The organism is Paraburkholderia tropica, assembly GCF_900109265.1.
In the GTDB taxonomy this organism is placed as follows: domain Bacteria; phylum Pseudomonadota; class Gammaproteobacteria; order Burkholderiales; family Burkholderiaceae; genus Paraburkholderia; species Paraburkholderia tropica.
This window is the reverse complement of sequence record NZ_FNZM01000003.1, coordinates 40,894-52,272: the sequence shown is the minus strand read 5'-3', so window position 1 is coordinate 52,272 and position 11,379 is coordinate 40,894. Positions and strand designations below refer to the sequence as shown.

Here is an 11,379-nt window from a genome sequence, read left to right as displayed (position 1 = left end):
CGTCATGCCGCTTTAGCGATGCGCGCCGCCTTGAAGCGGCGCGCGATACTTTGTGCAAGCACCGCAAGCGCCGATTCCATACGCCCGATTGCGCGCGAACGCACGATCCACACTGCGATTTCCGGCTTGAAATCGGCGATCTGCACGACATCGAGTCGATCCGCGTGCGCGCTCGCGGTCACGAGCGGCTGCGGCACGAGGCCGAGACCCACGCCGTCGGCGACCAGCCCGAGCTGCAATTCCGCGCCCAGCGTTTCAAGGTTCAGCCGCAGCGAATGGCCCTGCGCGGCGAGCGCGTGCTGCAAGCCCGCGCGAAAGCCGCAGCCGTCCGGATTGAGCACCCAGCCATACGCCTGGCACTCCGCCAGCGTATGCGCGCGCCGCTTGAGCAAGCCTTTTTGCGCGACCACGGCGAGCTTGAGCGTGCCGAGCATCTCGCCCGCCAGCGTCTCGGGCAGCGCACGATTCGCGGGCAGCAGCACCACGGCGGCATCGAGTTCGCCGTCTTCCACTTTTTGCAGCAGCGGTGCGCCCCAGCCGGTCGACACCCGCGCCTGCAATTCGGGATGCGCCGCGCGCAGCGCCTGCAGCGCGTCGAGCATGGCGATGTCGGCGACCGTTTGCGCGACGCCGAGGCGCAGCACGCCCGCGAGCGGCGCGCCGTCGTTCACGAGCTGGCGCAGCGCGTCGACTTCGCGCTGGATCGCGCGGCATTGTTCGTAGACCGTGCGGCCCATCGGCGTGGCGCGCAACGGCTTGGTGTTGCGGTCGAGCAGCGCGACGCCCAGCGCTTCCTCGAAGTTCTGGATGCGGCGCGTGACGGCGGGTTGAGTCAGTTCGAGCGCTTCGGCGGCCTGGCTCAGCGATTCGCTGCGCACGACGGCCACGAAGGCTTCGATCTCGTCGAGTTTCATGAATGGAGTTCCTGCGAAATGCATCTGACGTGCACAAGCTTAGCCGCAATGACCGCTCGGGTTCAAGCTCGGCCTACCGCTTCTTGCATATTTAGATAGAAGAACAATGCGTTTGCGTTATGACGATGCGCTGCTTATCGTGGGGCCATTCCCATCTGTTCAGCTATCGAGGATCGCTCCATGCGCCGTTCCGCTTCACGCTTTCGCTTCGTTCACACCGCGGTCGCCGCGCTCGCGGCGTCGTTCGCCTGTTTCGCCGGCACGGCGCATGCGCAGACCACGCTCAAGGTCGGCGATCAGCAATTGCAGACGCGCGGCATTCTGGAAGCATCGGGTCAATTGAAGGACGTGCCGTACAAGATCGAGTGGTTCAACTTTCCGGCCGCGCAAACGCTCGGCGAAGCGCTCAACGCGGGCGCGATCGACGTGGGCGGTCTCGGCGACGCGCCGCTCATCTTCGCGTACGCCGCCGGGGCGCGCATTCGCGCGGTCTCCGCCACGCGCTCGGTACCCGTCGATCTCGCGATCCTCGTGAGCGCGTCGTCGCCGATCCGCGATGCCGCCGATCTCAAGGGCAAGCGCATCGCCACCACGCGCGGCTCGATCGGCCATTACCTCGCCGTGGCCACGCTGGAGCGCGCGCATCTGAAACTCAGCGACGTGACGTGGGCCTTCATGCAGCCCGCCGACGCGAAAGCCGCGCTTGCTTCCGGCACCGTCGACGCATGGTCCACGTGGGACCCGTACGTGGCGCTGGCCGAGTCGCGCGATCACGACCGCAGCATCGCGAACGGCGTGGGCGTCTCGTCGGGCCTGAGCTTCGAGGCCGCGACCGACGAAGCGATCCGCACCAAACACGCCGAAATCGCCGACTTCGTGCAGCGCGTGGCGGCAGGCCAGCGCTGGGCGCTCGCGCATCCGGACGAAGTCGCGGCCATTCAGTCGCGCGTGACGGGCCTGCCCGCCGACGTGCTCAAGACCGTTTATCAGCGCGCGCAACTGCAACCGGTGGCCATCGACAGCAGCCTGATCGCCGAGCAGCAGCGCACCACCGACCTCTATCACCGCGCCGACGTCATCAAGACCCGGATCGACGTCGCGCCAGGTTTCAATCAGCAATTCCCCTTAAACACGCATTAAAACGGCTTTAAAAGCGGACCCTGGCAGCGCGCCGAAAACCGTCAACCCCGCGGCAGGGCCTTGTTGCAGAAGGGCGACAGCGCGTCGATTTCATTACAGGAATTTAAATTGTTCGAAATATCATTGCGCCACTTTCAGCGCGCTGGACTCCGCCGGCGCGCACGGGTTATCCAGATCCGACCGCTAGCGCGCCTGCCGCGCGGCGATCCAGACGAATAGAAACGGGGAAGACATGAAAAAGACCACCGCGGCGCTCGGCGTCGCACTGCTGGCCGCATCGGCCCAATCGGCATTCGCACAGAGCTCGGTCACGCTCTACGGTCTCGTCGATACGGCGGTGCGTTACCAGACCAACGCCAATTCGAACAACGACGGCCTCGTCGAAATGCGCGAAGGCGTCGTGACGCCGAGCCGCTGGGGCCTGAAGGGCACGGAAGATCTGGGCGGCGGCACGTCGGCCATCTTCAAATTGGAAAACCAGTTCAATCTGTTCAACGGCAAGCTCGCGAACTCGAACAACCAGTTGTTCCAGCGTAACGCGTACGTCGGCCTTTCGAACACGAAGTACGGCACGCTGACCTTCGGTCGCCAGCAAACGCCGTTCTTCGACGAAATGGGCAACACGTTCGACCCGCTGACCGTCGCCGACTACTGGCAGGACAGCTGGGCATACAACCCGGTCGGCCCGTTCCTCTTCACGAACAACTCGGCGAAGTACACGAACACGATCGCCGGCCTGCACGTCGAAGCGATGTACGGCTTCGGCGGCGTCGCGGGCAGCACGGGCGAGAACTCGATGTACGGCTTCACGGCTTCGTACGCGTTCGGTCCGGTGCAAGGTCTCGTGGGCTTCCAGCAGAACGACGTCTCGGGCAAGAAGTTCAACATCGCCAACGTGGGCCTCGTCTACACGGTCGTGCCGTCGGTGCGTCTGCTGGCCGGCTGGCTGCATTCGCAGGACAACACGGGTACGGTCGACCAGGCGCAGCAACAGGTCAGCGGCGCGCCCGCCCTGATTTCGAGCCAGAACCGTATCGACGACAACTTCTACGTCGGCTCGACGTGGCAAGCCACGGCGCCGCTGGCGATCACGCTGGCCGGCTACTACGGTCACGCGCGCAATGCCGCGCTGGCTGACGGCGGTTACGGCGTCGGTATCAACTACTCGGCCACGCTGCTCGCCGAGTACTCGCTCTCGAAGCGCACGGAAGTCTACGGCACGGTCGACTTCACGCGCGGCACGGGCGCTTACCTCGCCGACTACCCGGGTCGCAACAACCAGACCGGCGTTGCAATCGGTCTGCGCAACATCTTCTGATGACGCGGCGCCCGCGATGGGCGCCGGGTTCGAAGACGTAAAAAAACCGCCCGCGTTGCAAAACGCGGGCGGTTTTTCTTTGGGCTTTTCTTTTGGCTTTGCGCTCGGCTTACTGCACCGCGCTGTCACGCTGCACAACCACCGTGTCGTTCGACGTCGCCGAGCGGGCGGCGCGTTCGGCGAAGGCCTGAATATCCATCTCGTCGTAACCGATGAAGCGGCTCTTCTTCACGAGACGATAGCCGAGCCACATCAGCGCGAACAGCGGAATGCCGATATACGTGGCCAGCACGCTCGCCCAGTCGATCCTGTCGGCGACGAAGGCCTGATAGTCCTGGCCGAGCATGATGACCAGACACACCACGAACGCGAAGATCGGCCCGATCGGAAACCACTTCGACGTATAAGGCAGTTGCTTGAGCGAGTAACCCTGCGCGACGAAGCCCTTGCGGAAGCGGTAATGGCTCACGGCAATGCCGAGCCACGCGATGAAGCCCGTCATGCCCGAGGTATTGAGCAGCCACATGTAGACGGTCTTGTCGCCGTACATCGACGAGAGAAAACACAGCGCGCCCACGGCCGTCGTGGCGTACAGCGCGTTGCGCGGCACGCCGCTCGACGACAGCTTCGCGAACACCTTCGGCGCGCGATTTTCGACCGCGAGGTTGTAGAGCATCCGCGTGGACGCGTACATGCCCGAGTTGCCCGCCGACAGCACGGCCGTCAGGATGACCGCGTTCATCACGCCGGCCGAGACGGCCAGACCCGCGCGGCGGAACACGAGCGTAAACGGGCTCACGCCGACATCGGTGACGTCGGACTTCAGCAGGTTCGGATCGGTGTGCGGAATCAGCAGGCCGATGACGAAAATCGCCAGCACGTAGAACAGCAGAATGCGCCAGAACACCTGACGCACCGCGCGCGGAATGGTTTGGCCGGGATTCTCCGATTCGCCCGCCGCCACGCCGATCAGTTCGGTGCCCTGGAACGAGAAGCCCGCGATCATCGTCACGCCGAGCAAGGCCGGCAGGCCGCCCGTGAACGGTCCGCCTTCGAGCATGAAATTGCCCCAAACGTGATCGGCGCCGCCCTTGAGAATGCCGACGATCATCAGCAGACCCACGCCGATGAACGCAATCACGGTAATCACCTTGATGAGCGAGAACCAGTATTCCGCCTCGCCGAAGCCGCGTACGGACAGCGCGTTGAGCAGGAACATCACGCAGAGGAACCCGGCGCTCCACCAGACGCCCGAGACATGCGGGAACCAGTAGCCCATCACGAGCTGCGAGGCGACCAGTTCGACGGCGATGGTCACCGCCCAGTTGTACCAGTAGTTCCAGCCGAGCGCGAAGCCGAAGCCCTCGTCGACGAACTTTGCGCCGTAGGTCGCGAACGAGCCGGAAACCGGCATGAACGCGGCCATTTCGCCGAGGCTCGTCATCAGGAAGTAGACCATCAGGCCGATCACGAGGTACGCGGCCATCGCGCCGCCGGGACCGGCCTGCGAAATGGACGCGCCCGACGCGACGAACAGGCCCGTGCCAATCGAGCCGCCGATGGCGATCATGGTGAGGTGTCGGGCTTTGAGACTGCGATGCAGGGACGGTGCGTTGTCCCGGGCGCCGGAACCACTTTCCGGGGCGCGATGCGGATGCGAATCCATATAAATCTGCTTGAGTTCTAACGTGTGTTGCTGGGTAATGAGCTGCTAGCTAATGAGCTGCCGGCGTATGCCTCGAGGCTCCCGGAAAGCCCGTTGACCCAAGCGATTACGCAAGAAGCTGGCCGCCCGTTGCTGGGCGGTAAGCGGCGCCGAAGTCGCCGCGAAAAGCAGAGCACTTGACACTACATCTTGACGCAACGCCCGGACAGGCGTGCCGATTGATCGAGCGGACCGAACGGATCCAGCACTGACGCCGCTCGTCTCGAAGACTGGAGCCGCGATTCTATAGCAGTGGCCGCCGCGCGTCGCTAAGGTCGCTGAAGTTCGAGGCGGGTTGGGCGGGTGGGCGTGCGCGGATTTATGCGCGGATGAAGCGCGGGAGGCGGTGAGTTATCGGGGCGCGAACGCATACGGCGCGTTCGTGTAAACGATGGGGACATAACGCGCGGCCGTGCGGTTGCAGGCCGCGCTTTGGAATCGACGTGGACGTGTCTCGGGCGCTTTGGCTCCGAGCGAGAGCCTGAATTGGCTGTTAGTTGCAGTAATGCAGATAGCGCCGATCAACCGCCCGACGGCAACTTTTCGTAGCTCGCGAGCATTTCCTCGAATTCCGTCTGGTCGGGGAAGCTCACCACTTCATGCCGCACCGGCAAATACGACGTCGGCTTCAGATGATCGGCGAAACGCGCCATGACCACGGCGCGCGGCACGAACGCGGTCTGCTTCGTCGCCGCGCGCACCAGCACGAAGAAGTCGGTATCGGGCAGCAACGCGTGGACGCCCTCGCTCCACGCGCACACGCTGCGCTGCTCGCCATCGGCGCTTTGCAGAACCGTGTGCTTCGCGACGAATACGTCGCGACCTTCGCGCGCGTGCAGCGCAACGAGCGCATCCTGCTGGTCCTGATAATCGGCGTCGCGTTCGCGCAGACGCATGCGATGCAGCCGCGCCGCGAGCGCGGGCGGCACGAAGCGCTCCCACGCCTCGCCGTTCCAGCGCAGCATGAGCGGCGGCAGCGGACGCGATTGCGCGTACGCCTGCTCGGCCAGTTCCACCAGCGTCTGCAAGCCCGCTTCGTTGCGATCGCCCGTCAGCAGCAGCACCGCGCGGTTCGGGGCCATCACCACGGGCGCGCCGGAGATCGACTGGCGATACAGCAGGTCAGTCAGCAACAGGCGCGAGGCGTCGTAGAAGTCGCCGAACTGCGAGAGAAACACGCCGTTCTGCAAGGCCAGCCATGGCGTGGACGAAGTCTCGCGCAGATTGTCGATGGCGAAGGCAAGCGCCTCGTCGAAACTCACGCCCCACGTCGCGAGCTGCGCATGGTTCAGCCGCATCACGTTGAACTCGCCGTCGCAGGCAATGCCGATTTCGAGGTTCTCGCACAAGGTGCGGTACGCGAGATCGGGGCGCTTCGCGTGGCCGTGCGTCTGCAGATCGAGATAGCCGCGCTCGGTCGCGCTGCGGATCACAGGCCGCAGTCGCGCCTTCGCCTCGGCGAGCGTGGCGGGCACGTCTTGATGCATCATCCCCGCCACCGCGCGGCGCATCGTGGCCTCACGCGCGTCGGGCGCGGCATCGGCGTAATCCCGGTGCATGTTCGGCAAATTGATGAAGGCCGGCTGCTCGCCTTCGGCAAGTCCCGTCTGCACGAGACGCGAGTGGGTCAGCTCCGTGCGCCACGTGCGCGTGTCGCCCGCTGCGCGCAACGCGGCCATGAACAGCTCGGCGAATTCCGCCAGGGTCGGCGGCGGCGGCGGAGCCGGCGTTTTGCGGAAACGGTCGAAGAATCCCATGGTCTTTGAGTATTGTTGTCGAGGAAACGGGTGCCGCCTTGACGGTCCGGCCCTGCGCGAAGTGCCGTCGATCTCACGGCTAACGGCGCGTTTCACGCATTCTGAAGGCTATTCGCGCCGCCAACACAGGAAACTCGCGCGCAATCGTTTGCCGTTTATTACCGCACTTTTTAAATCGATGGACACCACCGCAGGTCGATGGTGTCATACGCGGATTCTCTTCTCTGGGAGCCCCGTCATGCAACGCCCCGCGTTTATCCGGCACTGGACCGAGCTTGAAGGGCCGGACGACAGCCATTACAGCGGCGACACCGAACTCATGGGCATCGGCGCGCCGCTGGCCCGCACGTTCGGGCTCACGCGCATCGGCATTCATCATGTGCGGCTGCTGCCGGGTCGGCGTACGTCTTATCCGCATGCGGAAAGCGCCGAAGAAGAGTTCGTGTACGTGCTCGAAGGCACGCCCGATGCGTGGATCGACGGTCATCTGCATCGGCTCGCGCCCGGCGATTCGGTGGGCTTTCCGGCGGGCACGGGCATTTGCCATACCTTCCTGAACAACACGCGCGAGGAAGTGCGGCTGATGGTGATCGGCGAAGCCACCAAGCCCGAAAACCGCCTTCACTATCCGCTCAACGCCGAGCATCAAGCCACCCGCGACGATAGCTGGACCGACTGGCCCGAGCGCCCCATCGGCCCGCACGACGGCAAGGCGCGCAGCGAATAACGCACGCGACGCCTGCCGGAAAGCCCGCCTGACCCGCATGTTAATATTCGCACGCGAACTATTAACTCAAGCCATGCCCGCGCGCCAATGCGCAGCGCGGGCGTGGCGAGGCAACGCGAGGTGCGGGGAATGGATCATCGGCTCGTCTATCTGCTGAACGTGGGCCAGCGGCGTCTGCATCGCTGGTCGCAGGCGCGGGCGGCGTCGGGCGGCGCGACGGCGGCGCAGGTCGGGCTGCTGTTCTTTCTCGCGAAGCACGACGGCGCGTTGACGAGTGAAGCCGCCGCCGCGCTCGACCTCAAGGCGCCGGGCATGAGCGGCCTCGTGGATCGCGCGGAACGCGCCGGCCTCGTCGAGCGCCATGCCGACGAAAACGACCGCCGCGCCTCGCGGCTCTGGCTTACGAAAGACGGACGCGCGGCCGTCAAGCGTTCGAAAGCGGGTCTCGCCGATCTGAACGCGCGTCTGACCGAAGGTTTCAGCGAGGCGGAAATCGACGTCGTCGCGCGCTGGCTCGGCAGCTTGCAGGACAAATTCCCCGCCCTCGACGACGACGCGTAATCACCGCCGCGAAAGTTTCGTGAAATCCGGCGCGCGCTTCTGTGCGAACGCCATGAACGCTTCCTTCGCTTCGGCGCTCGCAAGTCGCTCGACGAAAATCGCGCTTTCGCTGTCCATCTGCCCGACCAGCTTTTCCGCGTCGCGCATCAGCCGCTTCATGGCGGTGAGCGAACCCGCCGGCCGCGCGGCGATTTTTTCGGCGATACGGCGTGCCTCCGCGCGCAATTCCGCGACCGGCACCGTGCGGTTCGCGATGCCCCATGCCACGGCGGCATCGGCGGGAACGGGGTCGCCGAGCGCGAACATCTCGAAGGCGCGCGTGTGCCCGATGCGCAGCGGCATCAGATAACTCGACGCCGCTTCCGGCACCAGCGCGAGGTTCACGAACGGCGTGATCAGTTGCGCGTCGTCGGCGAGCAGCACGTAATCGCAGTGGAGCAGCATCGTCGTGCCGACGCCCACGGCCTTGCCCTGCACCGCGGCCACAATCGGCACCGTGGCCGTGGCCAGCGCGCGCAGAAAGCGCAGCACATGGCGCTCCTCGGGGGCGTTGCCCATCGCCTGCGCGGCGAATTCCGATACGTCGTTGCCTGCGGTGAACAGGTCGCCGTCGGCCTGAATCAGCAGCACGCGGATGGCGTCGTCTTCGTTGGCGCGCGCGATGGCGTCGGCGAGCGCGCCGTACATCGCATTGGTCAGCGCGTTCTTCTTGTCGATCCGCGTAATCGTCGCGGTCAGCACGCCCACCTCTTCCGCCAGTTGCAGCTGAATTTCCGGGGCCATCGTCTCGTCTCCTGATTGGTGCGTCAAATTTCGCATGCGAAGTATAGTTTTGTTCGCATACGAAGTAAACGCATCTGGCCATCGATCGTGGCCCCAACGAACCCCATTTCCGTGGATCTTTGCAAGGAACCACCACTGCGCTACCTTATTCATCCTGTCGCGCCTTATCGCTCGATCACGCACGCAACGGACCTCAGGAACGCACTCATGGCCTCCCGCCTCAACGAATACCAGCAGCCCATCGGCCCCGCCGTCGACAACTGGACGCCGCGCGAGCGCCCCGCGCGCGTGACGATCGAAGGCGTGCGTTGCCGCATCGAACCAGTCGATGTCGAGCGTCACGCCGCCGATCTCTTCGAAGCCTATTGCCAGGCCGCCGACGGCCGCGACTGGACCTATCTCTTCACCGGCCCGTTCACCGACTTCGCCGCCTTCCGCGAGTATCTGGTCAAGGCCGCCGCCTCCCCCGATCCGCTGCACTACACCATCGTCGACCGCGCGACCGGCAAGGCCGTCGGCACCTTCGCGCTCATGCGCATCGATCCCGCGCATGGCGTGATCGAGGTGGGCAGCGTGACGTTCTCGCCGCGGCTCAAGCGCACCGCGCTCTCGACCGAGGCGCAATATCTGCTGATGCGCTACGTATTCGACGATCTCGGTTATCGCCGCTACGAGTGGAAATGCGACAGCCTCAACGCGCCCTCGCGTCAAACCGCGCTGCGACTCGGCTTCCAGTTCGAAGGCATCTTCCGGCAAGCGGTCGTTTATAAGGGCCGCAGCCGCGATACCGCCTGGTTCGCCGTCATCGATCAGGACTGGCCGCAGGTGCGCGCCGGCTTCGAGCAATGGCTCGCGAGCAGCAATTTCGACGCCGACGGCAATCAGCGCGCGTCGCTGGCGAGCCTGCGCGAAGGGAGCCCGCGCGCATGACGCCGATTCACACTGAAGCCATCGTGATTCGCGACGTCGCGCCCGCCGACCGCGACGACTGGCTGCGCCTCTGGGCCGGCTACACGGCGTTCTACGAAACCGAAGTCGCGCCGGAGGTCAGCGCGCGCACGTGGGAACGCCTGCTCGATCCGGCCAGCCCGATGCTCGGCCGCGTCGCGCAACTGGGCGATCGCGTGGTGGGTTTCAGCATTGCCGTGCTGCATGAGGGCACGTGGGTCGTGGCGCCCATCGGCTATCTGGAAGATCTGTTCGTCGATCCGTCCTGTCGCGGCCGGGGCGTCGGCCGGCGGCTGATCGAAGATCTCGTCGCACTCGGACGCGCACGCGGCTGGTCGCGTCTGTACTGGCACACGCGGCGCGACAATCCCGCGCGCAAGCTGTACGACACTTTCGTTCAGGCCGACGACTTCGTGCGCTATCAACTCGCGCTGTAAGGCGCACCCACGGCGGCATGGTGATGCAGGGGCGCATCGCGCACCGCCCGGCTCGTCTGCGCCTTCGCTGGAATCGGTTCCAATTCCGTCGTGAAAGGCCCGTTATCAATCAGAAAACCTTATTGCAACGTTCAATTAATTTCGTTTCCCTTAAGCGTTGACCTGCGGCAAAGTGTCATCTCCGCGACTGGAGTGCATCTCCGTGAACCAACGCATCGATCCGTCCCTTCTTGCCCCGCCCGACCTGTCGTTCGCCACGCTGCATTCGGGTGTCGTCCTGCCGTATCTCGAACGCGGGGAAGGCGAACCGCTCCTGTTCGTGCACGGCTCGCTGTGCGACTACCGCTACTGGGCGCCCCAACTGGACGGACTCGCGGACGATTTCCGCTGCATCTCGCCGAGCCTGAGCCATTACTGGCCGGCCGCCGACGCCTGCATTCAGGGCGATTTCGGCTGGGAAAGCCATCTGCACGAACTGGCTGACTTCATTGAGGCGCTGGGGCTCGAATCGGTTCACGTCGTCGGCCATTCGCGCGGCGGCTCGATTGCCTATCACCTCGCGCGCCGTTATCCGCGCCTCGTGCGCACGCTCGTGCTCGCCGATCCGGGCGGCCCGCTGCGCCGTCTCGAAGACGACGAAGACGTGCTGCCGCCGGCGACCAACGCGCTGCGTACGCGCGCCGCAAATCTGATCGAAGACGGTCTGCTCGAAGAAGGTCTCGAACTGTTCGTCGACTCCGTGAGCATGCCGGGCGCGTGGCGCAAGAGCCCGCAGGCATTCCGCGAGATGGCCATCGCCAACGCCACGACGCTGCCCAAGCAGCTCGACGATCCGCTGCCCGCCTACATGCGCCGCCCCGCCGCCGACATCAAATGCCGCACGCTGCTGATCGACGGCCAGCGCAGCCCGCTGATGTTCCGCAACAACGTGGAAGCGCTCGAAGAATGGATCGAGTTCGCGCAGCGCGTGACCATGAAAGGCGCGACGCACGGCATGAACGGCACGCATCCCGACCTCTTCAACACCTACGTGCGCAACTTCATCGCGCAAGTCTGATCGGTCTGACGCAGGCGTTCGGCGCTCGCCGA

At 64.9% G+C, this 11,379-nt stretch carries 11 protein-coding genes; 7 read left to right on the top strand and 4 right to left on the bottom strand.

The window, feature by feature from the left end:
• Positions 1 to 2: 2 nt before the first annotated feature.
• The gene (locus BMY06_RS04805; protein WP_065061509.1) at positions 3 to 914 is read right to left on the bottom strand and encodes a LysR family transcriptional regulator; all 912 of its coding nucleotides are present in this window, start codon (positions 912 to 914) and stop codon (positions 3 to 5) included.
• A gap of 180 nt (positions 915 to 1,094) precedes the next feature.
• Here BMY06_RS04805 and BMY06_RS04800 point away from each other — a divergent pair, with 180 nt between their 5' ends.
• Positions 1,095 to 2,054 (top strand): ABC transporter substrate-binding protein, encoded by a 960-nt coding sequence (locus BMY06_RS04800; protein WP_074981818.1) that lies wholly within the window; start codon positions 1,095 to 1,097, stop codon positions 2,052 to 2,054.
• A 232-nt stretch (positions 2,055 to 2,286) separates the two neighbouring features.
• Positions 2,287 to 3,372 (top strand): porin, encoded by a 1,086-nt coding sequence (locus BMY06_RS04795; protein WP_065061507.1) that lies wholly within the window; start codon positions 2,287 to 2,289, stop codon positions 3,370 to 3,372.
• 109 nt (positions 3,373 to 3,481) lie between these two features.
• Here the strand turns inward: BMY06_RS04795 and BMY06_RS04790 are convergent, their stop codons facing one another.
• Positions 3,482 to 5,038 (bottom strand): amino acid permease, encoded by a 1,557-nt coding sequence (locus BMY06_RS04790; RefSeq protein WP_074981816.1) that lies wholly within the window; start codon positions 5,036 to 5,038, stop codon positions 3,482 to 3,484.
• Between the two features lie 560 nt (positions 5,039 to 5,598).
• A complete protein-coding gene (locus tag BMY06_RS04785) occupies positions 5,599 to 6,834 on the bottom strand; it encodes a DUF1444 family protein (protein WP_074981814.1) in 1,236 nt (411 codons plus the stop codon).
• Between the two features lie 238 nt (positions 6,835 to 7,072).
• Between BMY06_RS04785 and BMY06_RS04780 the strand changes: the two genes are divergently transcribed.
• Together BMY06_RS04780 and BMY06_RS04775 are read left to right on the top strand one after the other, a co-directional pair.
• A complete protein-coding gene (locus tag BMY06_RS04780; protein ID WP_065061504.1) occupies positions 7,073 to 7,561 on the top strand; it encodes a cupin domain-containing protein in 489 nt (162 codons plus the stop codon).
• Between the two features lie 129 nt (positions 7,562 to 7,690).
• Positions 7,691 to 8,122, top strand: coding sequence for a MarR family winged helix-turn-helix transcriptional regulator (locus BMY06_RS04775; RefSeq protein ID WP_065061548.1), 432 nt, complete (start codon positions 7,691 to 7,693; stop codon positions 8,120 to 8,122).
• Here the strand turns inward: BMY06_RS04775 and BMY06_RS04770 are convergent, their stop codons facing one another.
• Positions 8,123 to 8,905, bottom strand: a complete 783-nt coding sequence (locus BMY06_RS04770; RefSeq protein WP_074981813.1) for an enoyl-CoA hydratase — start codon at positions 8,903 to 8,905, stop codon at positions 8,123 to 8,125. It lies immediately after the preceding gene.
• Between the two features lie 207 nt (positions 8,906 to 9,112).
• Here BMY06_RS04770 and BMY06_RS04765 point away from each other — a divergent pair, with 207 nt between their 5' ends.
• From BMY06_RS04765 to BMY06_RS04755, 3 genes are all read left to right on the top strand, one after another.
• Positions 9,113 to 9,835, top strand: a complete 723-nt coding sequence (locus tag BMY06_RS04765) for a GNAT family N-acetyltransferase (protein ID WP_065061502.1) — start codon at positions 9,113 to 9,115, stop codon at positions 9,833 to 9,835.
• Positions 9,832 to 10,290, top strand: a complete 459-nt coding sequence (locus tag BMY06_RS04760) for a GNAT family N-acetyltransferase (protein ID WP_065061501.1) — start codon at positions 9,832 to 9,834, stop codon at positions 10,288 to 10,290. Before BMY06_RS04765 ends, BMY06_RS04760 begins: the two co-directional genes overlap by 4 nt.
• A gap of 202 nt (positions 10,291 to 10,492) precedes the next feature.
• On the top strand, positions 10,493 to 11,347 hold the full coding sequence (locus BMY06_RS04755; protein ID WP_074981811.1) for an alpha/beta fold hydrolase: 855 nt from the start codon (positions 10,493 to 10,495) through the stop codon (positions 11,345 to 11,347).
• Positions 11,348 to 11,379 lie beyond the last annotated feature (32 nt).